This window comes from Mesorhizobium sp. M7A.F.Ca.MR.148.00.0.0 (assembly GCF_003997735.1).
Taxonomy (GTDB): domain Bacteria; phylum Pseudomonadota; class Alphaproteobacteria; order Rhizobiales; family Rhizobiaceae; genus Mesorhizobium.
Window position 1 is genome coordinate 66,625 of the sequence record NZ_RZTB01000004.1, and the last position, 26,436, is coordinate 93,060.

The 26,436-nt window shown below is 61.9% G+C and carries 22 protein-coding genes; 16 read left to right on the top strand and 6 right to left on the bottom strand.

Features of this window, described 5'->3' with window-relative positions; all coding sequences use genetic code 11:
* Positions 1-169: 169 nt before the first annotated feature.
* The gene (locus EOB49_RS02750) at positions 170-994 is read left to right on the top strand and encodes a L,D-transpeptidase (RefSeq protein ID WP_127269960.1); all 825 of its coding nucleotides are present in this window, start codon (positions 170-172) and stop codon (positions 992-994) included.
* Positions 995-1,154: 160 nt separating this feature from the next.
* On the opposite strand, the gene EOB49_RS02755 is transcribed toward EOB49_RS02750, so the two are convergent.
* Positions 1,155-1,865, bottom strand: a complete 711-nt coding sequence (locus EOB49_RS02755; RefSeq protein ID WP_127269962.1) for a FadR/GntR family transcriptional regulator — start codon at positions 1,863-1,865, stop codon at positions 1,155-1,157.
* Between the two features lie 284 nt (positions 1,866-2,149).
* On the opposite strand from EOB49_RS02755, the gene EOB49_RS02760 reads away from it, so the two are divergent.
* The 5 genes from EOB49_RS02760 to EOB49_RS02780 all read left to right on the top strand — a co-directional run bounded on the left by EOB49_RS02760 (position 2,150) and on the right by EOB49_RS02780 (position 7,335).
* Positions 2,150-3,253, top strand: coding sequence for a substrate-binding domain-containing protein (locus EOB49_RS02760; protein WP_127269964.1), 1,104 nt, complete (start codon positions 2,150-2,152; stop codon positions 3,251-3,253).
* Between the two features lie 167 nt (positions 3,254-3,420).
* Positions 3,421-4,461 carry an ABC transporter permease gene (locus tag EOB49_RS02765; protein WP_245472416.1) on the top strand — a complete coding sequence of 347 codons (1,041 nt, stop codon included), beginning with the start codon at positions 3,421-3,423 and terminating at the stop codon, positions 4,459-4,461.
* Positions 4,418-6,016: a sugar ABC transporter ATP-binding protein gene (locus tag EOB49_RS02770; protein ID WP_245472418.1), complete on the top strand. Its 1,599-nt coding sequence runs from the start codon at positions 4,418-4,420 to the stop codon at positions 6,014-6,016. Before EOB49_RS02765 ends, EOB49_RS02770 begins: the two co-directional genes overlap by 44 nt.
* Positions 6,013-6,801, top strand: a complete 789-nt coding sequence (gene attM, locus EOB49_RS02775) for an N-acyl homoserine lactonase AttM (RefSeq protein WP_127268346.1) — start codon at positions 6,013-6,015, stop codon at positions 6,799-6,801. The genes EOB49_RS02770 and attM overlap by 4 nt, the downstream gene beginning before the upstream one ends.
* Positions 6,802-6,858: 57 nt before the next feature.
* Positions 6,859-7,335 (top strand): nuclear transport factor 2 family protein, encoded by a 477-nt coding sequence (locus EOB49_RS02780; RefSeq protein WP_236382862.1) that lies wholly within the window; start codon positions 6,859-6,861, stop codon positions 7,333-7,335.
* A gap of 89 nt (positions 7,336-7,424) precedes the next feature.
* Here the strand turns inward: EOB49_RS02780 and EOB49_RS02785 are convergent, their stop codons facing one another.
* Entirely contained in the window at positions 7,425-8,972 is a 1,548-nt protein-coding gene (locus EOB49_RS02785) for a helicase HerA-like C-terminal domain-containing protein (protein WP_127319087.1), read from the bottom strand.
* A 328-nt stretch (positions 8,973-9,300) separates the two neighbouring features.
* On the opposite strand from EOB49_RS02785, the gene EOB49_RS02790 reads away from it, so the two are divergent.
* The 4 genes from EOB49_RS02790 (at position 9,301) to EOB49_RS02805 (ending at position 13,541) form a co-directional block, all read left to right on the top strand.
* Positions 9,301-10,743 carry a methylmalonyl-CoA mutase subunit beta gene (locus EOB49_RS02790; protein WP_127327180.1) on the top strand — a complete coding sequence of 481 codons (1,443 nt, stop codon included), beginning with the start codon at positions 9,301-9,303 and terminating at the stop codon, positions 10,741-10,743.
* A complete protein-coding gene (scpA, locus tag EOB49_RS02795) occupies positions 10,740-12,863 on the top strand; it encodes a methylmalonyl-CoA mutase (RefSeq protein WP_127380073.1) in 2,124 nt (707 codons plus the stop codon). Before EOB49_RS02790 ends, scpA begins: the two co-directional genes overlap by 4 nt.
* 70 nt (positions 12,864-12,933) lie before the next feature.
* Positions 12,934-13,155, top strand: a complete 222-nt coding sequence (locus EOB49_RS02800) for an AbrB/MazE/SpoVT family DNA-binding domain-containing protein (RefSeq protein ID WP_127319081.1) — start codon at positions 12,934-12,936, stop codon at positions 13,153-13,155.
* Positions 13,152-13,541, top strand: a complete 390-nt coding sequence (locus tag EOB49_RS02805; RefSeq protein WP_127380074.1) for a type II toxin-antitoxin system death-on-curing family toxin — start codon at positions 13,152-13,154, stop codon at positions 13,539-13,541. Before EOB49_RS02800 ends, EOB49_RS02805 begins: the two co-directional genes overlap by 4 nt.
* On the opposite strand, the gene greA is transcribed toward EOB49_RS02805, so the two are convergent.
* A complete protein-coding gene (greA, locus tag EOB49_RS02810; RefSeq protein WP_127319077.1) occupies positions 13,538-14,011 on the bottom strand; it encodes a transcription elongation factor GreA in 474 nt (157 codons plus the stop codon). The two genes, EOB49_RS02805 and greA, sit on opposite strands and share 4 nt — an antisense overlap.
* Before the next feature lie 120 nt (positions 14,012-14,131).
* On the opposite strand from greA, the gene EOB49_RS02815 reads away from it, so the two are divergent.
* On the top strand, positions 14,132-15,508 hold the full coding sequence (locus EOB49_RS02815; protein ID WP_127380075.1) for a TIGR03808 family TAT-translocated repetitive protein: 1,377 nt from the start codon (positions 14,132-14,134) through the stop codon (positions 15,506-15,508).
* On the opposite strand, the gene EOB49_RS02820 is transcribed toward EOB49_RS02815, so the two are convergent.
* Complete coding sequence (locus EOB49_RS02820) at positions 15,501-16,505, bottom strand: asparaginase (protein WP_127380076.1); 1,005 nt, start codon at positions 16,503-16,505, stop codon at positions 15,501-15,503. The genes EOB49_RS02815 and EOB49_RS02820 overlap by 8 nt on opposite strands.
* 25 nt (positions 16,506-16,530) lie before the next feature.
* A complete protein-coding gene (locus EOB49_RS02825; RefSeq protein ID WP_127267966.1) occupies positions 16,531-17,697 on the bottom strand; it encodes an acetyl-CoA acetyltransferase in 1,167 nt (388 codons plus the stop codon).
* 202 nt (positions 17,698-17,899) lie between these two features.
* Here EOB49_RS02825 and betI point away from each other — a divergent pair, with 202 nt between their 5' ends.
* The 5 genes from betI to betB are packed head-to-tail and all read left to right on the top strand — an operon-like array spanning position 17,900 to position 24,182.
* Positions 17,900-18,490 carry a transcriptional regulator BetI gene (betI, locus tag EOB49_RS02830; protein ID WP_127322783.1) on the top strand — a complete coding sequence of 197 codons (591 nt, stop codon included), beginning with the start codon at positions 17,900-17,902 and terminating at the stop codon, positions 18,488-18,490.
* Positions 18,487-20,016 (top strand): choline-sulfatase, encoded by a 1,530-nt coding sequence (gene betC, locus EOB49_RS02835; protein WP_127380077.1) that lies wholly within the window; start codon positions 18,487-18,489, stop codon positions 20,014-20,016. Before betI ends, betC begins: the two co-directional genes overlap by 4 nt.
* Positions 20,016-21,017, top strand: a complete 1,002-nt coding sequence (locus EOB49_RS02840; protein ID WP_127380078.1) for a threonine/serine dehydratase — start codon at positions 20,016-20,018, stop codon at positions 21,015-21,017. The genes betC and EOB49_RS02840 overlap by 1 nt, the downstream gene beginning before the upstream one ends.
* Entirely contained in the window at positions 21,010-22,662 is a 1,653-nt protein-coding gene (gene betA, locus EOB49_RS02845) for a choline dehydrogenase (protein ID WP_127380079.1), read from the top strand. Before EOB49_RS02840 ends, betA begins: the two co-directional genes overlap by 8 nt.
* 56 nt (positions 22,663-22,718) lie before the next feature.
* Positions 22,719-24,182 (top strand): betaine-aldehyde dehydrogenase, encoded by a 1,464-nt coding sequence (gene betB / locus EOB49_RS02850; protein WP_127380080.1) that lies wholly within the window; start codon positions 22,719-22,721, stop codon positions 24,180-24,182.
* Between the two features lie 7 nt (positions 24,183-24,189).
* Here betB and EOB49_RS02855 read toward each other — a convergent pair whose 3' ends face one another.
* Entirely contained in the window at positions 24,190-26,430 is a 2,241-nt protein-coding gene (locus EOB49_RS02855; RefSeq protein WP_127380081.1) for a mannose-1-phosphate guanylyltransferase/mannose-6-phosphate isomerase, read from the bottom strand.
* Positions 26,431-26,436 lie beyond the last annotated feature (6 nt).

Below are 26,436 nucleotides of genomic sequence, written 5' to 3' on the forward strand. Positions count from 1 at the left end.
AAACCTGTGTCTCTGGCGCCACAGTAGCAGTCTGGTCACAGCTTCGCCTTTGTTTGCCCACGTTCGGGCCAGAATCGGAACCGCCTATCGCCCCAGGTGTTGTCAGGCACCCGCGCAACTGTCGGCGAATTCACGTTTTGTTGCGATTTGAGACTTAAAGAAGGCAACCATGTCCATTACCGAAATCGAATCTTTTCGCCTGAGCCGTCGCGGCTTTCTCAACGCCGCAGCCCTGGGCGCCGCTTCGATCGCGGTTTCCGCATGCGCTACCACCGGGCCGGGTCCGGTCGAGCCGCCGCCACCAACCTATGTCGAGCCGCCTCTGGCCGATTATGTGACGATGTACGCCGCTGTCAGCGACGGCGGCTTCGATTTGCCGGCCATCCCCGTCGACAAGATCGATCCGCAGTTCCTGCGTCAGATCGTTCCCGACCCGACGGGACAGAAGCCGGGAACCATAGTCGTCGATACCACCGGCCACTTCCTTTATCTGGTTCGTCCAGGCGGTCAGGCGATACGCTACGGCGTCGGCCTTGGCCGCGCCGGCTTCGAATGGTCCGGCGACGCCGTCGTTCAGTGGAAGCAGAAATGGCCGAAGTGGACGCCGCCGGATGAAATGATCGCCCGTCAGCCGGAATTGAAGCCCTATAGCGCCGACAATGGCGGCATGCCCGGCGGCCTGAAGAACCCGCTCGGCGCACGCGCGCTCTATCTGTTCCAGGGCAATGTCGACACGCTCTATCGTCTGCACGGCTCGCCGGAGTGGCGGTCGATCGGCAAGTCGGTGTCGTCAGGCTGCGTGCGACTGATGAACCAGGATATTATCGACCTCTATGACCGCGTGCCCTCGAAGACGCCGGTCGTCGTGACCAGCGACGCCAGCCAACCCATGGTGGCGACGGCCAACCGACAGGCGATCCCGATCGACGCCGGCGTGCCGGACGGTTCGGTGCTGCTTGGACCGGTCAAGGCGATCACGAATTCAATCTTCTGAGCTGCGGGGCGTGACGAGGGTTTGCCCCCTGAGGAGCTTTAGCTGTTCCTCAGCGGGCGCCAATGTAGCAACCTTCATGGACCCTGCAGAGATTGCCGTCGCGCCGTGCAGGACGTTCACACCCTGATCTCACTGGGGAGCGCACTTTAGGCGAACGGGCTCACTTCAGTCCCAGATGCAAGGACAGTCGATTTGCAGCTCCTCGAAGGTGCTTTTCCGCAGCTTTGCGAGCCTCTTGTGGATTCCCCTCCGCGATCGCGTTGAATATGGCGATATGCTCTTCCTGAACTTGGGAGAGTAGGGCATTTCGCAGCGAACTGGCGCGAGCCTTTCGGATAAAATTCCGTACATGCGACTCCAGGAAATTGGACATTTCCTTGAAATGCGGATTGCCGCAGGCATCGACGATCTCTCTGTGAAAGGCCATATCCTCCTCAACGCCGGCTTCATCGTTGTCGAACGCCCGCTGGATGGCATGTAATTGCATTTCAATCGCCGCAAGCTGCTTTGCTGAGCGCCGTTCGGCAGCCAAAGCTGTTGCAGCCGATTCCACCGCCATCAGAAGCTCGATGATGTTTTCAACATCCAATGCATCGGTCAGATCAACACCGGCCAATCGAAACGCCATCTCCTTCGTCTCGATTACGAACGCCCCTAGACCCTGCCGGGTTGCAACGAGTCCATCGCGTTTGAGGATGCCGATTGCTTCCCTGACGATCGGCCGGCTCACACCATATTTTTCCGATAGCTCGTGCTCCGTTGGCAGCTTGTCGCCCTTGGCGTGTGCGCCCGAAGTGATGTCACTCCTGATCCTCGAGGCTACGGAATCGGCAAGTGAAGGTCCTCGTCTAACCTTTTCATCATAAACCATACGGTGCTCCAACCATCGTCGCTTTCGGACGGCACATCTAAGCTGTTGTGGCTCTGTTGTACCCACGCTGCCGCGAATTTTCTTTTGTCAGAATAGCAGATTTAACTTGTCAGGCAACCTGACAATATGGTTCATTGGCAACTGCGGCATGCGGTACCAACGCCTTGCTGGTGCGCGAACGCTGAGATGTCGTGTCGGCAACGGTCCGAAGCGTGAGAACGCTCAGTCGCTGAGGTGACCGGTCGGGTCTTCGCAAGAACGGATAGAGAAACGGGAGGAAGCGCATGAATATTTTTGATGATCCGCAACGGTTACGCCGGCTTGCACAAGAGGCCACCGAATACACCGATTTCAATCGCCGGACTCTTCTGAAGAGTGTGGGCGGTCTGATCGGCGGCGCGGCGCTTGCAAGCACATCGATACTTGCCAGCGCCGAGGAAATAACGCCGCCCGCTGCCGGCAAGAAGGTGCGCATTGGCGTCCCGCTGACCTACGGGCCGTTCAATCAGCCGTGGCGCCGTGGCTGCTGGCAGATCGTCAAGGCGGTGCTCGATGCCGGAGGCGAGGTCGTCACGATTCGCGGCGAGCCGACAAAGCCAAGCGAACAGTCCGCCGAGCGGGCGCTGCTCGACCGCGGGATCGACGCGCTTGTGATGGGGATCTACTCGCAAGAATCCGAAACCGCCTATATTGCGGACGAGGCGCACAAGAGAGGCATCAAGACGGTCGGCTTCACCATTCCGGTCAAGAATTCACCGGCCGTCATGGACGATGTCTGGGGAACTGCGACCACGCTCGGCTACTTCGTTCAGAACTATACCGGCCGCCAGGGCACCTTCGCCCAGACCGCGGAACAGCGTGGTTATTTCACGCCGTTCGACATGGAAGTGGACATGTTCGAACTCATGTGCCGCTACGAGCCGCGCATGAAGGTGCTGCCCTTCATCGACGGCGGCCAGGGCACGACCGATGAGATTTCGGTCGGCCGTAAGAACATGCTGTCGCTTTTGCAGGCCCATCCGGAGCCTGGTTCGCTTGCGGCCTTCATCTCGTGGTGGTGGCCATTCACGCTCGGCGCGGCGCAGGCGCTGAAACAGATGAACAGGGACGACGTTCCGCTGTTCAATCACTACCTGTCGACCCAGTTCCTTGAAGCCTGGGCGGCCAAGCAGGTGCCGGTGGTCTTCAGCTGCGACTCGCCCTTCCCTGAAATCGGCCGCAAGACCGGCGAACTCGCGGTTAAGCTCGCGCGAGGCGAGGACGTGCCAAATATCGTCTACCGCATCCCCGTGATCACCAAGACGCCGGATCAGGCGAGCGAGGCCCTCGCCGAACTCAAAAGCTGGGACGAGCAGGCAATCGCCCTGCTGAAACAGTACGGCGGCTAGACGCGAGCTGGCATACGGCGAGCAGAGCGTTGCCGCCGTATGCCCCGCTTTCAGCAGAATGCGACTCGTGCCGAAGGGTGCCGGGACCCAATCCATTTGGTGACGGCAATCGCGTGGCACTGAACCGTACCCTTGCATCTGATCAACGAACGACTGGAATCTAAAAAGTGACGCATGTGGAGCAGGAAAGCCTTGCCAAGGCGAACACAGCCAAGGGCACTGCCGTCAACGCAGTGCCAGCGGGAAGACGCGAATCCGCCGTCATGCGGTTTCTCAGGCAATGGGGAACAATCATCGTCCTGGTCGTGGCCGCCGTTGGATTTTCCATAGCCTCGCCCTACTTCGCCACCGCTTCCAACTTGAACAACATCCTCTTTTCGATGATCGTCAGTGCGTTGGTCTCTATGGGATTGACCTGGGTCGTGATCGCGGGGAGCTTTGACCTTTCGATCGGTCTCACAGTGACGACGTCATCAATCTTCGTCGCCTTTCTGATCCCTATCACCGGCCCTTGGCTTGCAATCGTGTTTGCTCTGCTTGCCGCATGCCTGATCGGTGTGGTGAACGGGCTTCTGGTGACCTATGGACGGCTATCGGGCATTGTCGTCACGCTTGGTGTGATGTTCGTGCTCGATGGGATCAACGTTTTTATCACGGGCGGTTATCAGGTCCCTGTTAGCTACGACGAAACCGCATTCCTTTATCTCGGCCAGGGTAAGCTCGGAATCGTCGGCGTGCCCGTAATCATCCTGGTAGCGGTGTTCATCGTAGCCCTCATCGCCGCAGCGCGGACACGGATCGGCCACTACATCGCGGCGGTCGGCGACAATCCGATGGCGGCGTTCTACTCCGGGATCAACGTTTATCGATGGGTCATCCTCGCATTCGTGCTTTCGGCATTGATGTCGGGGATTGCGGGCGTGATCGTGACCGCTATCTCATCCTCGGCGCAACCGGTCGGTGGCGAGGGCTACCTCCTCGAGGCCTTCGCCGCGGTGTTCCTTGGCGCAACCGTGCTTGGAAAGGGCAAGCCACATCTGTTTGGCACTCTCGTTGGCGTCTTTTTCCTGTATATGGTGGATTCCGGGATGAATATGGTCGGCTTCCCCTTTGCCGCCCGCCACATCTTCCAGGGACTGGTGCTCATCGTCGCGGTTGGAGCAAATGCGCTTCTCAACCGTGAAGAAGTCCATTTCAAGTTTATCTGAGGTGACGGCGATGAACGCGACACCACTGGTTGAACTGAAGAATCTCGAGAAGGAGTTCGCCGGCACCAAAGCGTTGAAGGGCGTGAGCCTTAGCTTTCTGCGCGGCGAGGTGCACGGCCTGCTTGGTGAAAACGGTGCGGGCAAGTCGACCCTCATCAAAATCTTGACGGGTGTCTATGCCCCGAGCGCCGGTGAGATTTTCCTTGAAGGGTCACCGGTCAGGGTTTCCAGCCCGCCGGAAGCCCATCGGCTGGGCCTCGGAGCGGTCTATCAGGACGCAGAACTGGTATCCAGCTTCACGGTTGGGCAAAATATCCTTCTTGGCAATGAGCCTGGGAGGATCGGTATAAGCGACCGCACGATCCATGACGAAGCTGCGGAGATTCTGTCGCAAATGGGCATCGAGCTCGACGTGCGGCGGCTTGCCGGCGCACTGTCCGCAGCCGAGATGCAACTCGTCACCTTGGCGACCTTGTTCCATCGGCGCTACAAACTGATCGTTCTTGATGAGCCGACAGCTCGCCTTTCGGCAGCGGAATCGGAAGTTCTTTTTCGGATCGTCGATGGCTTCAAAGCGCAGGGGATAGCCATCGTTTACATCTCCCATCGGCTTCGAGAGGTCCAGCAGATCTGCGACCGCGCCACGATCCTTCGAGGGGGACTTGTTTCCGGAACCCTTAATCGTGGCGAGGTCACCGAAGACCGCGTTACTGAACTCATGGTGGACCGCAGCCGCTCTGAGCTTGCGACCTACAATGATGGCAATAGCGTCCGTCCAGAAGTCCTGGTTGAGGTTGCTGGCCTCGGCACGGCGCAGTTGGCGCCCCTCAGCTTCAAGATACAAGCCGGAGAGGTGCTGGGCTTCACCGGTCCCGTTGGCGGCGGGATGGAAGATGTCGCACGGGCGCTTGGCGGCATCAGCCGGCATTCCGGCACGGCAAAGGTGGGGGGCAAAGCGGTCAATCTGGCCACCCCGATCACTGCACGTCGTTCAGGCATCGCGCTGATCCCCGAGGACCGGCGCAAACAAGCCCTTTTTCCCGCACTCTCGGCTGCCGAAAACATCTGCCTGCCGGTCCTGCATTCGCTGCAACATTTTTTGATGATCCGGCCCGGCACCATGAAAAGATATGCAGAAGCCGTGCTGGACCAGCTTGCGGTGCGCCCACGCGCTTCCTCCACGCAGGTGCGCTTCTTCTCCGGTGGCAACCAACAGAAGCTGGTCATCGGCAAATGGATGAGTGCGAAAGCCACCGTCTATATCATCGTGGAGCCGACCAACGGCGTCGATGTCGGTGCGATCAAGGAAATCTACGATATCATACTGCAACTTGCCCGCGATGGCGCCGCAGTCCTGCTCATTTCGTCGTCCTTGAACGAAATGCTCGCGCTCGCCGATCGGATCATGGTCATCCATGACGGCAACTGCGTCGCGGAGGCACCGAAAAAGAGCTGGACATATGACGACCTTCTGGCCGTCACCCTGAGCGGCAAGTCGCGACACACGGCGTCGCCGCCGCACGTCACCCGTTCAACAGAAGAGGAAAGCAGATGAGCACGGATATCAGGCTCTACATGTTCCAGACTGGGCAGATTCGACAGAAAGAGGTCGATATCAAGCTTGGCTACAGCCAGGACGAGTTCTTCACCCCAATCCCCTGGTACCTAATCGTCCATCCCAAGGGAAACATCGTTATTGACGGCGGCACAGCGGTTGAAGCAGCGCGTGATCCCGTTGGCTGGTGGGGCGACACCACCAAGAAATACTATCCTATCATGGATCCCGAAGAAGGCTGCGTGAACCAACTCGGCAAGATCGGAATGAAGCCCGACGATATCAAGTTCGTGCTGCATTCGCATTTGCATCTCGATCACTCCGGCGCCTGCGGCAATTTCCCAAAAGCCCGCCATCTCGTGCAGCGGCGGGAGATTGCATGGGCGTTCGCCGCCGACTGGTTCATGCAAGGCGGCTATATCAAGAAGGATCTGACCAAGGATGGCATCAACTGGGACGTGATGGAGGGCGAGGACCAGTATGATGTCTTCGGCGATGGCAGCGTGCAGACTTTCCTGTCTCCGGGACACACCCCCGGCCACCAGTCCATCATGGTACGGCTGCCCAACACCGGTTCGATCCTTCTCGCAATCGACGCCGCTTACACGATGGATCACTGGGAAGAGAAATGCCTGCCCGGCGCGCTGACGTCCGCGCAGGAAGCCGCTGCTTCCGTCAGAAGGCTGCGGCGCATCGCCGAGAAAGAAAACGCGATTGTCGTGCCAGGCCACGACATGGAAACCTGGAAGAAGTTCAAGAAAGCTCCGGCGGAATACTATGACTAGGTTCCGCTGAAATATGCGGCCGGCGGAAGATCGCCGGCCGCACCGCTAAAAACCAAAATGGTCCTTCAAAATCAGTTGCGCGCGCGGACCGCCTCAACAAGGCGGCGCGGTACGCGTGGCGGGTTGCACGAGAGTATTTACCAGATGCACAAGGCTGCTCTCGATCAAATCCAGCAGCGCTGGAACGAGGCCTCCGCGCCATGGGATAAGAAATTGCTCTCCCAGATTTATACGCAGGACGCTCTTTTTTTCGGTCTACTGCCTAGGTTGTACGTCGGACGATCTGAAATAGAGGAGTATTTTGGAAGCTATCAACTCATACTAGAAAAAGTGAATTTAACGCTTGTCGACCAGAATACGAGATCGTTGAGTCGAGGTCTGTTCGCGGCGCAAGGGTTTGGCGATATCGTTAATTACTATCGTGACGGCTCTGTCGTAAAAAATAGGGTCAGGACTTCGTTCGTTGTTTCAAGAATCAATGGTGACTGGCAGATTTATCTGCACCATTTCTCTGAGCTGATCCGGGATAAATAAAGTCTACGGACAGTGGCGAGGCTCGCCAGGAACCGCGCTGAGCAACGGGTGTTCTACTCGCGCGACGGGTGGCGCATAGCTGCCGCTCCTTACCTGCCCCTCGACAGACTCCCCAATATCCCGCGCACGATTGCCCGGCCGACCGACGAGCCAACCGAGCGCACCACCGACTTGATCGCCGCCTCGGCCACCGTCTGGCGGTTGGAGGGGCGCGGTGCAGATGTGCGCCTGCCACCGGATTGCGGCGCGGGATCGTCATTGCCGAAGCCTGGAATGGTCCAGCGCGAGCCGCCGCTGCCGGCCTGCTGGGCCTGCTCTTCGGCATCGTGCGCGTCCTTAGCTTTTTTTTGCAGCATTTCGAAAGCCGATTCGCGATCGACGGCCTGATCGTACTGGCCGGCGACCGGGCTTTCCTGGATCAGCTTTTGTCGCTCGGCTGCCGTTATCGGTCCAAGGCGCGACGACGGCGGGCGGATCAGGGTCCGCTGCACCATGGACGGGACACCCTTGGCCTCCAGCGTCGAGACCAGCGCTTCGCCCGTGGCAAGCTGGGTAATGGCGGTCATGCAGTCGAAATCGGGATTTGGCCGGAACGTTTCGGCCGCCGTCCGGACTGCCTGCTGCTCACGCGGCGTATAGGCGCGCAGCGCGTGCTGGACGCGATTGCCGAGCTGGGCCAGGACTTTTTCAGGGATATCCAACGGGTTCTGCGTGACGAAATAGACGCCGACGCCCTTCGAGCGGATCAGTCGGACCACTTGTTCGACGCGATCGATCAGCACCTTGGGTGCTTCGTCGAACAGAAGATGCGCCTCGTCGAAAAAGAACACCAGCTTCGGCTTGTCGGGGTCGCCGACTTCCGGCAGCACCTCGAACAGTTCCGACATCAGCCATAGCAGGAAGGTCGCGTAGAGCCGCGGATTCATCATCAGCTTGTCGGCGGCAAGCACGCTGATGGCGCCGCGTCCGTCGCGGGTGGTGCGCATGATATCGGCGATACGCAGTGCCGGTTCGCCGAAGAAATTTGCGGCTCCCTGTTGCTCCAGGACCAGCAGCGTGCGCTGGATCGCCCCGACCGATGGCTTCGTCACGTTGCCGTAGCGCGAGCCGATCTCGTCGGCACGCTCGGCGATGTTGGCCAAGAGCGCCTGCAGGTCCTTCATGTCGAGCAGCAGCAGACCTTCCTCGTCAGCCAGGCGGAAGGCGATGTTCATGATGCCTTCCTGCGCCTCGGTCAGGTTCATCAGGCGCGACAGCAACAACGGCCCCATTTCCGAGACCGTGGCGCGGATCGGATGACCCTGTTCGCCGAACAAGTCCCAGAAGATGACGGGGAATTCCTGGAAGTTATAAGGATCGAGCTTGACCTGTTCGGCCCGCTTGACGAGGAAATCCTGTGCCGTGCCCATCATCGCGATGCCCGACAGATCCCCCTTGATGTCGGCGCAGAACACAGGCACGCCGGCGTTGGAAAATCCTTCGGCCAGGATCTGCAAGGTGACTGTCTTGCCGGTACCGGTGGCGCCCGTCACCAGGCCATGACGATTCCCATATCGTAGCAACAGCTGCTCGGCACGCTGATAGCTGTCGTCGGGCTTGCGGCTGGCGCCGATGAAAATACTGGTGTCGTCAGCCATATGTCCGGTCTCCGCAAACTGATGTGTCTAAAGCCAGTGGCCTTGCCGCAGGTATAGTGAGGCCATTGCACAGCGACAATGCCATTCGTCCAAATCGGGGCCATTCGTCCAAATCCGGGCCATTCGCCCAAATCGCCCCATTTGTTCAAATCGGGTTTTTGGAGCTTGCGGATTTTGCCGCTGTTTGGCAATCGTCGTCCATGCGGATTGACCTATATCTGATGGATCGAATCCGGTCTCTGAAAGCGCATTGCATTGCGATATCGGACCGGGGACCGTAGACTGGACCGCTCCCGGCTGGTGCGGCCGTATGAAACGAGGAGGACGGATGGGCGCCGGAGCCTTGATCCAGGACGTGGAACCCGAAAACATCGAGCGCCAGCGATGGCTCGCCTTGGCGGAAAAGGCTTTGGCAGGCGCTTCCTTCGAGGAAAGGCTGGTCTCGCACAGCGACGACAACATCCGTATCGAACCGCTCTACGACCGCAGCACTGCGGCGGAACCGATCGTGCGCGCAAACCCGAAATCGTCATGGATCGTCAGCCAGCGGGTCGACGATCCCGACACCAACCGCGCCAGAAGCCAAGCGCTGGAAGATGTGGCACAGGGTGCCACGGGATTGTCGCTGGTCTTCGAGGGGGCGCCGAACGCGTTCGGATACGGCTTGCCGAGAACGGCGGAGGCGTTGGAGGCGGTGCTGGACGGCATACCGCTCAACCGCATCCAGGTTCGCATCGACGCCCATCCCTGGAGCCGCGCCGTGGCCGACTGGCTGGTCGCTTTCCTGAGCAAGCGGCGGTCGGACCCGGCAAAACTCAACCTCTCCTTCGGCATCGATCCAGCAGCGATCTTCGCGGGAACGGGTCGGCTGCGCATGTCGATCGAGGCGCTGCGGGCCTCCATGCCGCAGTCGCTGGCGCATTTCTTCGCGATGGGCGTTCCGGGCGTGCTGCTGGAAGCTGACGGGCGCGTGTTCCACAATGCCGGCGCCACGGAAGCGCAGGAACTTGGCATCATGCTGGCTTCGGCTGTCTCCTACCTCAGAATGTTCGAGACGGCGCGGCAGCCGCTTGTCTATGCCGCACCTCATATCGGTTTTGCACTCAGCGTCGACCAGGACCAATTGCTGTCGATAGCCAAGATGCGGGCGCTGCGCAGGCTCTGGGCGCGGGTGCAGGAGGCTTGTTCGATCCCGACATCCACGGCCAGTATCCATGCCGAGACGTCGTTTCGCATGATGACGGCGATGGACCCGGAGACCAACATCCTGCGCACCACCATTGCATGCTTTGCCGCGGCGTGCGGCGGCGCCGATTCGATCTCCATCCTGCCGCACACGATCGCGCACGGTCTGCCGGCGGGTTTTGCCCGTCGTGTTGCCCGCAACACGCAGCTGATCATGGCCAATGAAAGCCATATCGATCATGTCACCGATCCCGCCTATGGTTCCGGCGCTGTGGAAGCGCTGACCGCGGAATTGTGCGAACTGGCCTGGGCGGAGTTGCAGACGATCGAAGCCGAGGGCGGTGTCCTGTCCAGCCTTCAGGACGGACACATCCAGAAGCGCGTCCACGCAGCGGCGGAGCAGCGCAATGCAGCCTACCGCACAGGTGAACGGGCCATCATCGGCACCACGCTCTATCCATCGAAGAACGAACGCCCCGTCGAGACGCTGGCGGCGGAACGGCGACCGGCCTTCACCGAAGGCGTTGCCGTCTGCGAGCCGCTGTTTCCAGTCCGCATCGACCAATCGATCGGAGCCGGCTCTTGATCCCGGACTTCGGCCAGATCGGCTGGGTCCCGCCACGCCGCACGCCTGTCGAGGTCAAAGGCCAGCGGACCACGCCGGAAGGGCTCATTGCCAAGCATCTGTACAATCAAAGCGATCTCAAGGGGCTGCCGCATCTCGACACCTATCCCGGCCTGCCGCCCTTCGTGCGCGGCCCCTACCCGACCATGTATGTCCAGCAGCCCTGGACGATCCGGCAATATGCCGGTTTCTCGACGGCCGAAGATTCCAACGCCTTTTACCGGCGCAACCTTGCCGCCGGCCAGAAGGGGCTGTCGGTCGCCTTCGATCTCGCCACGCATCGCGGCTATGACAGCGACCACCCGCGCGTTGCCGGCGATGTTGGCATGGCGGGCGTCGCCATCGATTCCATCCTCGACATGCGGCAGCTCTTCGACGGCATTCCGCTCGACGAGATGACGGTATCGATGACGATGAACGGCGCGGTGCTGCCGATCATGGCGCTTTACATCGTCGCCGCGGAAGAACAGGGCGTTGCGCAGAAGGATCTCGCCGGGACCATTCAGAACGACATTTTGAAGGAGTTCATGGTCCGCAACACCTACATCTATCCGCCAAAACCTTCGATGCGGATCGTGTCGGACATCTTCTCATACACATCGAAGAACATGCCGAAGTTCAATTCGATATCGATCTCCGGCTATCACATGCAGGAGGCCGGCGCGACGGCCGACCTTGAGCTCGCCTACACGATCGCCGATGGCATCGAATATGCCCGCGCCGGCGTCGCGGCGGGCCTCGACATCGACCGCTTTGCGCCTCGCCTGTCCTTCTTCTGGGCCATCGGCATGAATTTCTTCATGGAAGTCGCCAAGCTGCGGGCCGCGCGCCTGTTGTGGGCGACCCTGATGCAGAAGAATTTTTCGCCCAAGGACGAGCGCTCGCTGTCGCTGCGCACCCATTGCCAGACTTCTGGCTGGTCGCTGACAGCGCAGGATCCCTACAACAACATTGTCCGCACCATGATCGAGGCAATGGCTGCAACGCAGGGCCACACCCAGTCGCTGCACACCAATTCCTTCGACGAGGCGATGGCGCTGCCGACCGACCACTCGGCGCGGATCGCCCGCAACACCCAGCTCATCCTCCAAAAGGAATCCGGCACCACGCGCGTCATCGATCCATGGGGTGGCTCCGCCTATCTCGAGCGGCTGACGCATGATCTGGCGGCGCGCGCTCTTGCCCATATCGAGGAGGTCGAGGCGCTCGGCGGCATGGCGGCGGCGACCGAACAGGGCATTCCCAAGCTGCGCATCGAGGAAGCCGCCGCGCGCACGCAGGCGCGGATCGATTCCGGCGAGCAGATGCTGGTCGGCGTCAACGCCCATCGGCCCGAGACCGACATCGAGGTCGACGTGCTGAAGATCGACAATGCCGAAGTCAGGGCCCGGCAATTGTCGAAGCTGCAACGGCTGAAGGGCACGCGCGACGTCGCCGCCGTCGAAAGCGCGCTCGATGAGCTGACCCGTGCCGCGCAAGGCAATGAAAACCTGCTGGAATTCGCCATCCGAGCCGCGCGCGCCAATGCCACGGTCGGCGAGATTTCATTCGCGTTGGAAAGGGCGTTTGGGCGCCACGTCGCCACGGTACAGACCATTTCCGGGGTCTATCGGAAGGCGCTTGGCGATCATCCCGTGGTCGACGGTCTGCAGGACAAGCTTGACGCCTTCGAGAAGAAGACCGGCGGCAAGCCGCGCATCCTGGTCGCCAAGATGGGACAGGACGGCCACGACCGCGGCCAGAAGGTCATCGCCACGGCCTTCGCCGATCTCGGCTTCGACGTCACCGTCGGCGCGATGTTCCAGACACCGGAGGAGATCGCGAGACTAGCGGTTCAACAGGACGCCCACATCGTCGGCGCCTCGTCGCTGGCGGCGGGACATCTGACGCTGATCCCCGAACTGCGCGACGCGCTGAAAAAGCTCGGCCGCGGCGACATGCTGATCGTCGCCGGCGGCGTCATTCCACCGCAGGACTATGATGCCGTGCTGCAAGCCGGCGCGGCGGAAATCTTCCCACCGGGCACGGTCATTCCGGAGGCGGCGGATCGTTTGCTGGACCGGCTGCTGGCGGTCCGCTAGGCTTGTTATAATATCTGTTGCAACTTCTCGCCTGTCGAGTTATAATCGGCGTTGCAACAGGATATCTGTCATGAACACGACCATTCGCAAGATCGGCAATTCGGAAGGTGTGATCCTGCCCAAGGATCTGCTCGATCGTCTGAACATGAAGACAGGTGATCAGCTCCAGATCGTCGAAACGGACAAGGGCATTGCCCTTGAGCCGATGGACGACAGTTTCGAGCGGCAGATGGAAGCTGCTCGCAAGTTCATGGACAAATACAAGGTCGCGCTTCAGAAGCTCGCCGAATGAGCTGGGAGTTCCTTACCCGGCGTGCGGTTGAAGCGATGCATGCCGAGCAGTTGCGCAGGCATGGCGGTGCTCAAGGTTTGAGAGATGAAAATGCTCTCGAATCTGCGCTCGCGCGTGCCGAGAACAACGCCAACTACGAAAACCCTTCGGTTGAAGACCTAGCAGCCGCCTATGTCTTCGGCATCGCAAGAAATCATGCCTTTGTCGACGGCAACAAGCGCACGGCCATAGTTGCAGCCGGTGCATTTTTGATCGTGAACGGCCATGTCCTGACAGCCGACAACGGCACGCTCTACGAATTCGTCATGGCCCTTGCTTCAGGCGAGATCGATGAAGCCGGAGCCGCGGCGTTCTTCCGCGACCATGTCGTCAAGATCGAGGATTAGCTCTCGGAAAGCTTGACGATTTCCCATTCCTTGCCGTTGACGCTGGCCAAGTCGCCGATCTTCTTGCCGAATAGGGCGACCGCCATCGGCGAAACATGCGAAATGCTACCCTTGGTGGGATCAGCCTCGTCTTCGCCGACAATTTTCCAGTGGACCTTCCTGCCGTCGTCGCCCTCGATCGTGACGCCCATGCCGAAGCGCACCACGTCGCTGCCCGGCTCCGGTACGGAGAGTTCGGCGCTTTCACGCCGGGCGGTCCAATAGCGCAGGTCGCGCGACACGACCGCGATGCGCTCGCGGTCTGCTTTCCGTTCGGCCTTCGCCAGTATGTCGCGCAGATCGGCGAGATTGTCCTCGATCTGCGCCAGGCCGCGTTCCGTCACCAGATTGCGATGGTGGCTGACCGGCCGTTCACCGACGCCGGCGATGGCGTTTTCGCTGTCTTCCTCGCGGGTGAAAGCTCTGCTCATTTCCTGAACTTAGGCGCGCAGAGGCTGCTCGACAAGCCATCGTAGCGGTCTCGGTGGGAGAGACATAACGGCTGGCACGATTCCTGCGATATCAGGCTTGAACGCTGGGATTCTGTGCCGATGTTGAACAGACGAACGCTGCTGACCGGGACCGCAGGCTTTGCCGTCATGGGCCTTGCGCTCGGCAAGGCGGTGGCCGCAAGCTTGAGCGGCATCGAGAAAGCCTCGATGCGCGGCTCGATCAATGCCACAGAACTCGGCGTGCAGCCCGGCACATCAGACGATCAGAGCAAGGCCTTCGCCAAGCTGCTGCGTGACGCCAATGCCCGCGATATGCCGGTGTTCCTGCCGCCCGGCACCTATGTCGTCTCCAATCTTTCACTGCCCGGCCGCGTACGTCTTTCCGGGGTGCCGGGCGCGACGCGCGTCGTTTACGGCGGTGACGGCCACCTTTTCATGGCCGAACAGGCTGACCATATCGAACTCAGCGGTCTGGTCTTTGATGGTTCGAACCGCACGATGGGCGATTACACGCAAGGGCTGCTCGATCTGCGCCGTATCGCGCACCTCGCCATCGACAATTGTCAGATCACCGGCAGCGGCAAGAACGGACTGGCGCTGGAACACGCGATCGGCCGGATCGAGCGCAGCGAGATATCGGGCGCCGCCGATGCCGGCATTTACTCGGTCGAGGCTGGCGGGCTGTCCATTACGGGCAACACCGTCTCCGATTGCGCCAATGGCGGCATCCTCATGCACCGCTGGCAGGTGGCCGAAGACGGCACCATGGTCACCGGCAACCGCGTCCAACGGATCCAGGCACGCAGCGGCGGAACCGGGCAGAACGGCAACGGCATCAATGCCTTTCGCGCCGGCAATGTCGTCATCTCGGGCAACATCGTCTCGGACTGCGCCTTCTCGGCGATCCGCGCCAACAGCGCCAGCAACCTGCAGATATCGGGCAACACCTGCTCGCGCTCGGGCGAAACGGCGGTCTATTCCGAGTTCTCGTTCGAAGGCGCCATCATCAGCAACAACATCGTCGACGGCGCCGCCAACGGCATCTCGATCGTCAATTTCAACGAAGGCGGCCGCATGGGCGTCTGCTCCGGCAACATCGTGCGCAATCTGTCGACCAGCGGTCCCTACCCCGCCGACTCGCCGGGATTTGGCGTCGGCATCGGCGTTGAGGCCGACACCACCGTTTCCAACAACGTCATCGAGAACGCGCCGCTTTATGGCATGCAGATCGGCTGGGGTCCCTACCTGCGCAATGTCGTCGCTACGGGCAACATCATCCGCAAGGCCGGAACCGGTATCGTCGTGTCCGTGGTCGAGGGTGCCGGCACGGCGGTCATTTCAGACAATATCATCGACGGCGCGCTCAACGGTGCGGTTGTCGGCCAGCGCTGGGCCGAGCCCGCAACGGGCGACCTCGCCTCGTCAAACGATACCGGCTATGCGCATCTGACCGTCGAGCGCAATCACGTCAGTTGAGGGCTGCCGTCGGCCTCAGCGCCCCGACCTTGGCACCGTTGCGGTTTTCGATGGGCGTGTTTGCCAACTCGCTCAGCTTGAACGCCAATGCCTCGTCGGCGCGCAACAGTTTGGCGAGGACGGTGGCAATCATGGCTTCGCCGGCGCGGCCGGCGCCATCATCGCATTTGAGCGCGATGCCGAGACCAAGCTCCGGAATTGCCGCACAATGGACGCCCTCGGCGCCGCCTTTGGTGAAAATCCGCCCTGGTGCGGCCTCCATCAGTGCGACGTCTTCGCGGCCTGTGCCGGCAACGAAGAACGGCTCGGCCATGCAGGCGGCCAGCAGCCGCCTCGCGGCCTTGGCTCGCTCGGGGCCAAAACCTGATGTCGTGGCCATGCGGGCAAAGCCGATCGCAAAGCTCCTGAGCGGCACCGCATAGGTTGGGATCGAACAGCCATCGATGGCCCGCTGGTCCTCACCATGGACAGCGCCCGTCACCGATTGCATGGCGTCGCGCACCAGTTCCTGCAAGCCATGTCCCGGCTTGACATAGCCACGATGCGCAATGCCGGCGTGGACGCAGGTGCAGAGGAAGCCGGAATGCTTGCCGGAACAGTTGTTGTGCAACGCGTTCGGTGAACCGCCGGCGCGGGCGAGCGCAATCTCGGCTTCATGATTGGACGGCCAATGCGTGCCGCATTCGAGCGCTGATCCGTCCAGCCCGGCCTTGGCCAGCATGGATCGCGCAAGGTCGACATGGGCCGGCTCGCCCGAGTGGGACGCACAGGCGAGCGCCAGTTCGCGGTTGCCGAAGCCATAGGCATCGGCCGCACCGCTTTCGACCAGCGGCAGTGCCTGGATCGCCTTGACCGCCGAGCGCGGAAACACCGGCTTGGCTGTGTCGCCGATCTCCCAGACGGGCTTGCCATCGCCATCGAAGACCGCGACTGAGCCGCGATGCGCGCTCTCGACGATCGCGCCGCGCAACACTTCGATCAGAACCGGATTTGTCATGAACCCTCCCGTAAATGCGGGCGGTTTACCTGATCCGGTCGAGAATGGAAACGTAGTTGGCGACCGCCGCACCGCCCATATTGAAGATGCCGCCAAGCTTGGCGCCCGGCACCTGGATGCCGCCGGCCTCGCCGACGAGCTGCATGGCGGTCAAGACATGCATCGACACGCCCGTGGCGCCGATCGGATGGCCCTTGGCCTTCAGCCCGCCGGATGGATTGACCGGCAGGCGGCCATCCCTGGCCGTTGTGCCGTCCAGCGCAAGCTTTGCCCCCTCTCCCGGCTTGGCAAGACCCATCGCCTCGTATTCGATCAGTTCGGCTATGGTGAAGCAGTCATGCGTCTCGACGAAGGACAGATCGTCGAGCGTCACGCCGGCTGATTTCAACGCCCGGTTCCAGGCCTGTTCGCAGCCTTCGAAGGTCAGGATGTCGCGCTTCGACATCGGCAGGAAATCCTGCACATGCTCGTTGGCGCGGAAGGCAACGGCACGGCGCATCTTCAGCGCCGTGGCGGTGTCGGCAAGGATAAGGGCGGCGGCGCCGTCGGAGACCAGCGAGCAGTCGGTGCGCTTCAGTGGGCCGGCAACGAACGGGTTCTTCTCGCTCTCCTGGCGGCAGAACTCGTAGCCGAAATCCTTGCGCATCTGTGCATAGGGGTTGTCGACGCCGTTCTTGTGGTTCTTGGCGGCAATCATGGCCAGTGCATCCGACTGGTCGCCGTAGCGCTGAAAATAGGCCTGCGCGATCTTGCCGAAGACGCCGGCGAAACCCGCCGGTGTCTCGCCGTCCTCGGGCAGATAGGACGCCTTGAGCAGGTTCTTGCCGATCTCCGGGCCCGGCGTCGTCGTCATCTGCTCGGCGCCGACCACCAGCACGATGCGGGCGGCATTGGCGTCGATGGCGCGGATGCCCTGACGGACCGCGGCCGATCCGGTGGCGCAAGCGTTCTCGACGCGCGTCGCCGGCTTGAAGCGCAGCCGGTCGTCGGCCTGAAGCACCAGGCTGGCGGTAAAATCCTGCGCCGAAAAGCCGGCGTTGAAATGTCCGAGCACGATCTCGTCGACCTCGTCGGGACCGATGCCGGCATGGTCGAGCGCGTCGGTTGCCACCTTGACGATCAGATTTTCGAGCGTTTCGCCCTCGAGCTTGCCGAAGCGCGAATGCGCCCAGCCAACGATGCATGCGGTCATGGCGGTCTCCATCCTTGGCGCCAGCCTACATGTGGGCTCACGGCGCATTTCGCCTTTATTGTTCAAATATAAACAATCCTGCCCACTTCGTGAAGGGCGGGAGGCGGACAATCGCATGGTACAGCCAAGATCGCGGTCGATTTTTTTGTTGATTGACGCGTCAATAAAAAATAATCCTGTTTTCTCAAAGGATCATCGCGAGATGCCGAAAGTCGGAATGGAACCGCTGCGCCGCAAGGCGCTGATCGACGCGACGATCTCGGCGATCGGCGAGCGCGGCTCGCTCGACGTCACCATGTCCGAGATCGCCGGACGCGCCGGGGTTTCGTCGGCTCTTGCCCATCACTATTTCGGCGCCAAGGACGAGTTGTTGCTGGCGACGATGCGGCACATCCTGGCCGAACTGACCATCGACATGCGACGCGCCCTTCAATCGGCTGGTACCGCGCGCCAGCGCGTTTCGGCGGTGGTCGCCGTCAACTTCTCCGACATCCAGTTCCAGCCGGAAACCATCGCCGCCTGGCTCGCCTTCTATGTCGAGGCGCAGAAATCATCGGCCTTGCGCCGGCTGCTCAGGGTCTATGCGCGGCGGCTGCACTCGAACCTGATGAGCGGGCTTGTCGGCATCCTGCCCAGGGCCGAGGCCGACCGCGCCGCCGAAGCGACCGCGGCGATGATCGACGGGCTCTACATCAGGCGGGCGCTGAAAGACGGCGTGCCTGATGCCGCGACCGCAATCGCGCTGGTCGAGGACTATCTCGAAACAAAACTTGGCGAGCGGCGCAAACAGTGACAACGAAGCGACCCAATTTTCTGATCGTCATGGTCGACCAGCTCAACGGAACCTTGTTTCCGGACGGCCCGGCGGATTTTCTGCACACACCGCATCTGAAAGCGTTGGCTGCGCGTTCGGCGCGCTTTGCCAACAACTATACGGCGTCGCCGCTCTGCGCACCGGGCCGTGCCTCGTTCATGAGCGGGCAATTGCCGTCGCGCACCGGCGTCTATGACAACGCCGCCGAATTCGCCTCATCGATCCCGACCTTCGCCCATCATCTGCGCGCCGCCGGCTACTACACCTGCCTGTCGGGCAAGATGCATTTCGTCGGGCCGGACCAACTGCACGGTTTCGAGGAACGGCTGACGACCGACATCTACCCTGCCGATTTCGGCTGGACGCCGGATTACCGCAAGCCCGGCGAGCGTATCGACTGGTGGTATCACAATCTGGGCTCGGTGACCGGCGCCGGCGTTGCCGAGATCACCAACCAGATGGAGTATGACGACGAGGTCGTGTTCCTCGCCACGCAAAAGCTCTATCAGCTTTCGCGCGAACAGGACGATGCGAGCCATCGGCCCTGGTGCCTGACCGTCTCGCTGTCGCATCCGCACGATCCCTATGTCGCGCGCAAGCAGTATTGGGATCTCTACGAGCATTGCCAGGCACTGGACCCGGAAACCGGGTTCATCGCGCATGACGAGCAGGACGCGCATTCCCGGCGGCTGTACCACGCCAGCGACTATCCTTCTTTCGAGATCACGCCGGAACAGGTGCGTCGTTCGCGGCAGGGCTATTTCGCCAACATCTCCTATGTCGACGACAAGCTGGGCGAGATCCTGGATGTTCTCGAGCGCACCCGCATGGCCGACGACACAATCATCCTGTTCTGCTCGGACCACGGCGACATGCTCGGCGAGCGCGGCCTATGGTTCAAGATGAGCTTCTTCGAGGGCTCGGCGCGCGTGCCGCTGATGATTGCCGGCAAGGGCGTTCACGCCGGGCTGATCGAGACGCCGGTTTCCAATCTTGACGTGGCGCCGACGCTTTGCGACCTCGCCGGCATCGACATCGCTGCAATCGCGCCGTGGACCGACGGCCAGTCGCTGCTGCCGCTCACCAAGGGTATTGAGCGCACCGCGCCGGTGCTGATGGAATATGCGGCCGAAGGGTCCAACGCGCCCTTGGTTGCGATCCGCGACGGCAGATACAAATTCGTCCATTGTGAACTCGATCCGCCGCAACTGTTCGATCTCGAAGCCGATCCGCTCGAACGGGACAATCTGGCCGACGACGCGGCCAATGCGGGCCTGGTGGCGGCATTCATGGACAAGGTCCAGGCGCGCTGGGACATGGCCGGCTTCGACGCCGCTGTCCGCGAAAACCAGGCGCGCCGCTGGGTCGTCTATCCGGCGCTGCGCAACGGCGCCTATTACCCCTGGGATTTCCAGCCGCTGCAAAAAGCGTCCGAGCGCTACATGCGCAATCACATGAACCTCGACAATCTCGAAGAGAGCAAAAGGTATCCGCGAGGCGAATGATGTCAGACCTTCTCGTCCCCTCCCTCGACCACCTCAAGCAGGCCTATGCCGTCACCTCCAGGGCGACGCAGATCACACCGCTGCTGGAATCGGCGGCACTGGCCCGCGAGACGGGTGCGGCCCGCGTCTTCATCAAGCCGGAATCGCTGCAATGGGCCGGATCGTTCAAGGTGCGCGGCGCCTATTGGCGCCTGAAGCAGCTTTCCACTGATGAGGCCAGGAAAGGCGTCGTCGCCTACTCCTCCGGCAATTTCGCGCAAGGGCTGGCGGCTGCCGGCCAGGCGCTCGGCATTCCCGTTACCATCGTCATGCCGATCGACGCACCGACCGCCAAGCGTGATGCTACGGCCGGCTATGGCGCCCGCGTCGTGCTGACCGACCATGGCGAACGCGCGCGTGAGGAAGTCGCCGCCGCCAAGGCACGCGAGATCGCCGAGACCGAAGGCTTGGCCCTGCTGCATCCATTTGACGATCCGGAGATCGTTGCCGGCCAGGCGGGCGCCGGCCTCGAAGCGCTTGACCAACTCGAAGCCAAAGGCGCCAGCGCCGATCTTTTGTTCTGCTCGGTCGGCGGCGGCGGATTGATCGGCGGCGTTTCGCTCGCCTTCCACTATCTGTCGCCCGCCACTGAGATCATCGGCGTCGAACCGGAAGGTTTCAATGGCATGGGCTCGTCACTGGCACATGGCAGCATCGAGACGATGCCGATCGGCCCGAAGTCGATCTGCGACGGACTGATGTCGCGACGGCCGGGCGACGCGCCTTTCGCGGCGGTCAAGACCGCCGGTGTTCGCGGCATCACCGTCGACGACCAATCGGTGCGGCGCGCCATGCGGATCGCCTTCGAGCGCATGAAGCTGGTGCTGGAGCCGTCTGGTGCTGCCTCGCTCGCGGCACTGCTTGGCGGCAAGGTGGATGTGCAGGGCAAGACCGTCCTTGTGGTGGCTACCGGCGGCAATGTCTCGCTCGCCGATTTCATGGCGCATATGAACCATGCTTGAAGCGGATTTCGTCATCATCGGCTCCGGCTCGGCCGGCTCGGCCATGGCCTATCGCCTGTCGGAAGACGGCAAGCATTCGGTCATCGTCATCGAATTCGGCGGCAGCGATATCGGGCCGCTGATCCAGATGCCGTCGGCGCTGTCGATCCCGCTCAACATGAGCCTCTACGACTGGGGTTTTGCCAGCGAGCCGGAACCGCATCTCGGCGGCCGCGTGCTGGCGACACCGCGCGGCAAGGTTATCGGCGGCTCGTCCTCGATCAACGGCATGGTCTATGTGCGCGGCCACGCCCGCGATTTCGACCATTGGGCCGAAGAGGGTGCGGCCGGCTGGGGCTTCGCCGACGTGCTCCCCTATTTCAAGCGTATGGAAGATTCGGACGGCGGCGAGGATGGCTGGCGCGGCCACGGCGGGCCGCTGCATGTGCAGCGCGGCTCGCGTAAAAATCCGCTCTATGGCGCCTTTGTCGAGGCTGGTCGCCAGGCCGGGTTCGAACTGACCGAAGACTACAATGGTTCCAAGCAGGAAGGTTTTGGGCCGATGGAGCAGACCATCAGCGGCGGTCGCCGCTGGTCGGCGGCATCGGCCTATCTGAAGCCGGCGCTGAAGCGCAAAAATGTGAGTCTGGTCAAGGGCTTTGCGCGGCGCGTGATTATCGAGAATCAACGCGCCATCGGCGTCGAGATCGAAGCTCACAAACAGATTCAGGTCGTTAAGGCGCGACGTGAGGTGATCGTCGCCGCATCGTCGATCAATTCGCCCAAGATACTGATGCTGTCCGGCATCGGCCCGGCCGAGCATTTGCGCGAAAACGGCATTCCGGTGGTGGCCGACCGGCCCGGTGTCGGCCGCAATCTGCAGGATCATATGGAGCTCTACATCCAGCAGGAATCATTGCTGCCGATCACGCTCAATTCGGTGCTGAACCCGTTCTCGAAAGCACTCATCGGAGCGCAGTGGTTGTTCCTCAAGACCGGGCTTGGCGCCACCAACCACTTCGAAGCGGCAGCCTTCGTGCGCTCGCGCGCCGGCGTCGACTACCCCGATATCCAGTACCATTTCATCCCGGCGGCAGTCCGCTATGACGGCAAGGCGGCTGCGAAATCGCACGGCTTCCAGGCGCATGTCGGACCGATGCGCTCGAAGTCACGCGGTTCGGTGACGCTGCGTACGCCGGACCCGAAATCCAAGCCGGTGATCCGCTTCAACTACATGTCGCATCCAGACGACTGGACGGAGTTCCGCCACTGCATCAGGCTGACGCGCGAGATCTTCGGGCAGTCGGCGTTCGATCCCTATCGGGGCAAGGAAATATCGCCGGGCAGCCACATGCAGTCGGACGACGAGCTCGACATCTTCATCCGCGATCATGCCGAGAGCGCCTACCATCCTTGCGGCACTTGCAAGATGGGCCGCGCCGACGACATGATGAGCGTCGTTGATCCGGAATGCCGGGTCATTGGCGTCGAAGGCTTGCGAGTCGCCGATTCCTCGATCTTCCCGCGCGTCACCAACGGCAATCTCAATGCGCCATCGATCATGACCGGGGAGAAGGCTTCCGATCACATCCTTGGCCGGACGCCGCTGGCGCCGTCCAACCAGGAACCATGGATCAATCCGCGCTGGCAGGCGTCGGACAGATAGAGCATGATCGTGACTGCACGATCATGCATGCCGCGAAGACGATTTGGAGACCTCCCATGCGCGCCCAGCCCACGGCATCGCACTATGTCAACGGACGCTACATCGAGGACGAAGGCGGCGCGCCGCTGCCGGTCATCTATCCGGCAACCGGTGAGACCATCGCCATGCTGCGTTCGGCGACGCCGAACGTGCTGGAACTCGCCGTCGAGGCAGCACGCGCTGCGCAGCCCGCCTGGGCGCGGCTGAAGCCGGTCGAGCGCGGGCGCATCCTGCGCCGCGCCGCCGACATATTGCGCGCCCGCAATGCCGACCTCGCCCGCATCGAGACACTGGATACAGGCAAGGCGATCCAGGAAACGCTGGTGGCGGACGCCCCATCGGCAGCGGACTGCCTTGAATATTTCGGCGGTGCGGTTGCCGCCTACAATGGCGAGTCGGTCGATCTCGGCGGACCCTTCGCCTACACAAGGCGCGAAGCGCTCGGCGTCTGTGTCGGCATCGGCGCCTGGAACTACCCGATCCAGATCGCCGGCTGGAAATCGGCACCGGCGCTCGCCATGGGCAACGCCATGGTGTTCAAGCCATCGGAAAACACGCCGCTTTCAGCACTCGCACTGGCCGAGATATACAGCGAGGCCGGGCTGCCTGACGGCCTGTTCAACGTGGTGCAAGGCTATGGCGATGTCGGCGCCGGGCTCGTCGGCCACGATGTCGTCGCCAAGGTCTCGGTGACCGGCTCGGTGCCGACCGGCCGCAAGGTGCTGTCGCTCGCCGGCTCGAAGATGAAGCACGCGACGATGGAGCTTGGCGGCAAGTCGCCGCTGATCGTGTTCGACGATGCCGACGTCGAGAACGCCATTGGCGGCGCCATGCTCGGCAATTTCTATTCGACCGGGCAGATCTGTTCCAACGGCACGCGCGTCTTCGTGCAGAGCGGCATTCACGACCGCTTCGTCGAGCGTCTGATCGAGCGGACCAAGAAAATCCGCATCGGCGACCCGCTCGACCCCGAAACCCAGATGGGACCGCTGGTTTCCAAGGCGCAGCACGACAAGGTAGTGGGCTATATCGAGATCGGCAAGCAGGACAGAGCAACGCTTGCCTGTGGCGGCAACGTGCCTTCGCTGCAGGGTTTCCAGGGCGGATTCTTTGTCGAGCCAACGGTGTTCACCGGCGTCACCGACACAATGCGCATCGCCCGCGAGGAGATTTTCGGGCCTGTCATGAGCGTGCTGAAATTCGACGGTGAGGACGAGGTGATCGACCGCGCCAACGACACCGAATTCGGCCTTGCCGCCGGCGTCTTCACGCGCGACCTGCCGCGCGCCCACCGCGTCATTGCCGAGCTGCAGGCCGGCACCTGCTGGATCAACGCCTATAATCTGACGCCGGTCGAAATCCCGTTCGGCGGCTTCAAACAGTCGGGCATCGGACGTGAGAATTCATTGGCGGCGCTGGCACTCTATTCGCAGCTGAAGTCGATCTATGTCGATACCGGGGATGTGGCGAGCCCGTACTGATCAAGTCCTACGCCTTCGGATCGGCCGTCCCATCCAGATACTGGGTCAGCGCACAGACCAGGTGGTAGAAGATGCTGGCCGGCACGTCCGATGCCAGTGAGCGGCCGCGCTCGTCGATGCGGTCGATCCACAGGCCGAGCGGCGCCGGGTCGATGTGCCAGCGAAACAGCCGGCCGACGCGCGCTTCGATCTCGGGCTTCAGGTCCGGCCCGCCCGAACCATCCAGCGCGATAGCCGCCTTCACCGCTTCGGCCTGCGGCCAGCTGCGTGATATCAGGTCGAGCGGCAGGCCCTGCCGCGAGACGGCGCCATAGGCAAGGCCGGTGGCGCGGTTGAGGCCATTGGCAGTGGCCGACGCGTAAAGTTTTCTGGCAAAGCCGCTCAATTCGGCCTGGCCGCTGCGTCCAGCGAAATCGACCAGCAGCGAGGCCCACTCGAAATGGTGGCCAGGCTCGGTCCATGACCCTTTCTCTCCTGCGGATGGCTTCCATTCGGCATCGAAATACTCGCCAAGCGTCCAGCTTTCCGGATCGAAGAAATGACTTCGGAAGAGGTCGATGATGCGCGCTGCGCGGCGCAGATGGGCGCGCTCGCCAGTCGCCTGATGCCAAGCGAGGAAGGCCTCGAGCAGATGCATATGCGGGTTGGAGCGGCGCTCGCCTTTGCCGTCCGATGTCTCGAGGAAGCCGGTCATGCGGCTGTCTTCGAGATGCGCATCGAGAAAGGCGAAGGTTTCCTCGCCGAGGCGCAAGGCGTCTGGATTGCCAGACATATGCGCATGCGCGAGCGCCAGGAGCACGCAGGAATGATCGTAGGCATCCTCGGTGGCGTCGGCGACCGAACCGTCGACATTCAGCGTCCGAACCCAGCCGCCCTTGTCGGTGCGGCCCTTGCCGGCCATGAAGGCGATGCCGTGGCTGATCAGCCGGTCGGCCGGACCGTCCCAGCCGCGCGCTCGGGCGACGGCGAAAGCATAAACCTGCCTTGCCATGGTGCGCATGCGCTTGGGCTTCATCAGCGGCGAGGCGTCCAGGCCGAGCGCTTCGTGAAAGCCGCCATGGCGTTCGTCGACCCCCGATGTCGACCACAGCGGCAAGGTCTCCTGAAACAGCCAGTGATGCACGCGCCGGCGCCAGGCGCCGCTTTCGATAACGCGGTCATGCGCCGGCGTGAACCTGGTTTCCAGGCGACCCGATTTTTCGAGCTGCTCGACGATCTTCTTGACGTGCTGGCTGTGGCTGACCGGGGCGACGAAAGTGGCATCCGATGTCGAAACGATGGCGATGTCCTTCATGCCGATCGCCGACAGCAGGCGGCCGTCACTGCGAATGTAGGAATTCTCGCAATCGATGGCGACGACATCGCCGATGATGACATTGCCCCGGTCGTCTGCGGGGCCGACATCGAGCAGCGACTGCCACGAACCGAGATCGTTCCAGCGGAAGCCGGCCGGCACCATGGCAATGTCTTTTGCCCGCTCCATGATGGCGTAGTCGATCGAGTTCGACGGAATGGCGGCGTAGAGTTCTAGCGGCATGTAAAGGCCGGACAGATCCGATGTCGCTGCCTTGTAAGCTGCTTCGGTGGCCTGCCAGATATCCGGCTGGAGCGCTATGAAGGCCTCACGCATGGTGCTGGCGCGAAACAGGAAGATACCGGTGTTCCAGTAGAAATTTCCGGCCTTGAGATAGCTCTGCGCAGTCTCAATATCCGGCTTTTCGACGAAGCGCGATACATCGAAGATGCCGCCGCTTTCGGCTGCGACCTCGATATAGCCGTAGCCGGTCTCGGGCTGTGTCGGCTTGATGCCAAACACCACCAGCCGTCCACTACGCGCTGCCTCGGTGCCGGCTTCGACGCTCTGCCAGAACTGGCGCGGGGTTGATATCTCATGGTCAGACGGCACCACCAGCACCAGGCTGTCGCCGAATTCGGACAGCGTGCGCAGTGTCGCCAGTGCGACGGCAGCAGCTGTGTTGCGCCCGGTCGGCTCGAACAGCGGACCGCCGCCGGCGAGGTCGAGGCCGGCAAGATCGGCGTGGACACGATCGGCATGGCGCTCCGCGGCGATCAGGAAGATCGGCGTTTCGCCTTCCGGCCGGGCGGTCAGCCGACGCAAGGTCTTGGCCAGCATCGAGCCGTCGCCAGACAGATCGTGGAACTGCTTGGGGTTGTCCTCGCGTGACAGCGGCCACAACCGCGAGCCGACGCCGCCGCTCATGACAAAACTGACAATACGCTCGGTCATTCAACT